This window comes from Vibrio sp. 10N.222.46.A1, from assembly GCF_041473595.1.
Classification (GTDB): Bacteria; Pseudomonadota; Gammaproteobacteria; order Enterobacterales; family Vibrionaceae; genus Vibrio; species Vibrio tasmaniensis_A.
The window spans coordinates 1-3,079 of record NZ_JBFRSN010000960.1 but is presented as its reverse complement, the minus strand read 5'-3'; the positions used below and the strand labels follow the sequence as shown (position 1 = coordinate 3,079).

The following is a 3,079-nucleotide window of genomic DNA, read 5'->3' as shown; positions in this document are numbered from 1 at the left end:
AATTAGCATATAGATTGATTAATGATAATTACTCTAATAGAGTAGATAAATATTTCAAAGATAACACAGTATCCACCCCAATAACCATGCAATTCGTTTCCAGTGAATTACCAGTAACTATTAGCCACCTAATCGGATTAAAGGAAAATTTAAAATACTGGTATTCAACCTCATTGACAGGGAAGAAATACATAAGTAGTTTCGGACATGTCCCATTAAATAATGCAAATTTCCATCCATTATATGAAGGCACAAACAGCATCCGATTTTCAAAATCGATAAAAAATGTTGCAATACCAAATATGCGTTGGTTGAATGATGTATTTTTCCCAGTTTTAGAGAGAACAGTAGATGTAATATATGACAATAGCGATCATCTTGTTGTTGAATTCAAAGATATGCTTACAGATACAAAATTTATCCATAGTCTTCAGGAATCAATGATAACCCCATATAATGATGTTCTAAAAAAATACTATTCTTGGTTATATTTTGGGCATCATATTTTGAAAAACCTTGATTATTCAGAGGTAAAGGTTGAAGAAGGTTTTCTTATTTTTATATCGATATTTATGCCAATTGAAAGCTCAATAATTCAAGGCTCTGTCATGAATGATATTAAATCCAAAATTGATGTTGCTCCATTTGTTTTTGCCATAACAAAGTCACTAATTAGCCAAGGCGTCGATGTGACTGATGAGACCAAGTTTACAAAATTAATTAATGATGCATATTCGAAAATTGGAGAGGAACATTCCACCCTTAAAAACAAAATTATGAGTTCTTATCATGCAGCTAAAGACCTGGTTAATACTAAATTAGTAGATAAATCAGAAATTTCATTAAAGCCAATCAGTCAAGAAAAATTAAATTCGCTTATTGAGAAAATCGATAAACATGTGGCTGATGGAAGCCTAAAGAAAAAGGTAGATGTTGCATTAAATGATGCTGTTTCATTAATGAGCCTACAAGGTGGTGATAACTATGAGACATCATTACGATTCATTGATTATGCTCAAATGACTAGCTCTATTCAAAATAGTTACTTTAACGTTGTGGGCGCATTAATCGATAATTACGTGAAGAAACTACAAAAGTTAAGTGATTGGGAAAATGAAGCCGCTGCTGTAATCTTGAGCGATTTACGTGACGACCTGGTTGCGCTAAATAAAAACAGTAAACTCGTAAATTACTCTTCTCAAGAAGTACATAAATATTCAAGCGGAAACTTTGATTGGCTAGCATTTAACTCAACTCCTTTTTTAGATGAAGATAATAATAAAATAATTAGGTACCTTGATGACACTATCAATTTATGGGTTCCTGTTTCTCAAACAGGACCACCCATGCGCCTGCATCACGCCAATTAGGTCGAATATTGTGATGGGAGCAGGGAAAAAGTATCTTAGATAAAGTTTTAAAAATGATTTTTTGAGTTGATTAACTAAAAATCAAGACTATAGGAAGAGGCACTAGTTTAATTAAATCAAAGGATAATCCATTTTGATGTCTAACGTTCGAGCGACCTAAGGTTAAGAGCAAGCGTATTTCTCTTGCGTCATGTTATCCAGACAACATTGTAAATACTAATGTGGTTCTTAAAGGTGCAGTGCTAAACAGGTAGAAGTGTGGTGAGAGATTTTAAGTCCAATAATCCGAACGTTAGGTGAATGTCCGCTTTTGTAGTTTCTGATGTTATTGAGGGGAATTACAATGGGTTGGCTTCTCCTTTCCCCGGATTACCATAGACCAATTACTCCTTGAAGAGGTGAATCATGATGGGAAGAAAATATAAAATTAAATATCTTATAAATACATTTTTGATATTGCTACTCTCTGCAATTTCATTTAGCTCGATGTCTGGGAGTCTTGAAATTGATGTAACTAAAATAAATCCAAGTGAATTAGACTCGATCAGGCCGAAAATAATAATTCAAAATGGGGAGGTAAGGCTTTCAAAAGTCGGCTTCTCTACTGAAAAGTTAGTTTTAGATAAACCCTTGGAACATTCAGAAGCTAGGAAAAAGCTATATGAGAATGTAAAAAGTATGCTTGAAAAGAACAAAAATATTTTAGCTGATATTGAGGAAGGTAAAATACCATTTCCAAATGAAAGTACTAAAAGTAGCGTAACAGAGGCATTGCAGTTCAATGACGATTTTTTAGAAAGTGCCTCTGATACCTTGGGCTCAGATGTAATAGATTCTAATAAATTATACTTTTCAACTTCATATAAAGGTGAAAATGTAGTGATTAGTGAGGTTAAGGATTGGACTGCATTAGAAAAAAGAAGCATATCTCAAGTGATGTCAGACCCCGATAACATTGTTAATACTAGGCTTAATAGACCGGGAGCGGTTAAAAGAGCGAGTGTTGAAAATGGTAGGGAGATAATTCGAGATTTAAAGAAAGGCGGAGGTGAAATAAAGAAGGTTACTGCTTTTATGATCTCGGATGTTCTTGAGACTAATTATCGAAGGATGGGTTTTTCAACACCTAACTGCTTTTAGTTAGGCATTACATGGCGCAAGAGGTCGCTAAAGCCAAACTGAAAGAGATAATTATGATGTTAATGCTCTCTGAATAAAGAAGAGGTAAAATAATTGATGTCAAAGCAAGCAGCAGCACAAATATATAGATAACTCGCCTTAAAATTGGATGTTTATGACAGAATAAAGCTCACCCACAGCACATATATATTGAATCAACTTGAAGGTGCAGGTTTGAGTACCTGAAAATTATCATTAATCTGAGATGTCAAAGAGCCTGCCATCTCTGGAAGAGTCACGAGAAAAAATTGGTCTATCGCCGCCTTGAAGTCTCGTTTAGTTTTGAAGTAAACGTTGTTTCTCGACTTCTCGTGGCTTTGTTGCAGTACTCAACCCACTTTGTCTTTTGACATCATTAAGCGACTCGGTAGCTGTCGGGCATACCAAGCTGTGTAAATCATGCCGCTAGCATCATTTCCTGTTGTTGTTTTCAAAGTATCTACTGTGTAATTGGGGACCTATAATGGCTTTGTAACGTTGCATCGCATTCTCTGACACATTCCTTTTGCCATACTGCTTTGTCTTTTGCC

At 34.8% G+C, this 3,079-nt stretch carries 2 protein-coding genes and 1 pseudogene; 2 read left to right on the top strand and 1 reads right to left on the bottom strand.

The features are described from left to right. Nucleotides 1-1,370: hypothetical protein (locus tag AB4496_RS22560; RefSeq protein ID WP_372132030.1), on the top strand; the 1,370-nt coding region annotated here is incomplete at its 5' end. 405 nt (nt 1,371-1,775) lie between these two features. Next, nucleotides 1,776-2,510, top strand: a complete 735-nt coding sequence (locus tag AB4496_RS22555) for a hypothetical protein (RefSeq protein WP_016800077.1) — start codon at nt 1,776-1,778, stop codon at nt 2,508-2,510. Nucleotides 2,511-2,704: 194 nt separating this feature from the next. Here the strand turns inward: AB4496_RS22555 and AB4496_RS22550 are convergent. Next, nucleotides 2,705-2,863, bottom strand: a pseudogene (locus AB4496_RS22550) (IS630 family transposase); the annotation flags it as partial. Nucleotides 2,864-3,079 lie beyond the last annotated feature (216 nt).

Bases quoted from the DNA above. Each gene is read 5' to 3' on its own strand.
- AB4496_RS22555 (WP_016800077.1), top strand. From the start codon at position 1,776: ATGATGGGAAGAAAATATAAAATTAAATATCTTATAAATACATTTTTG.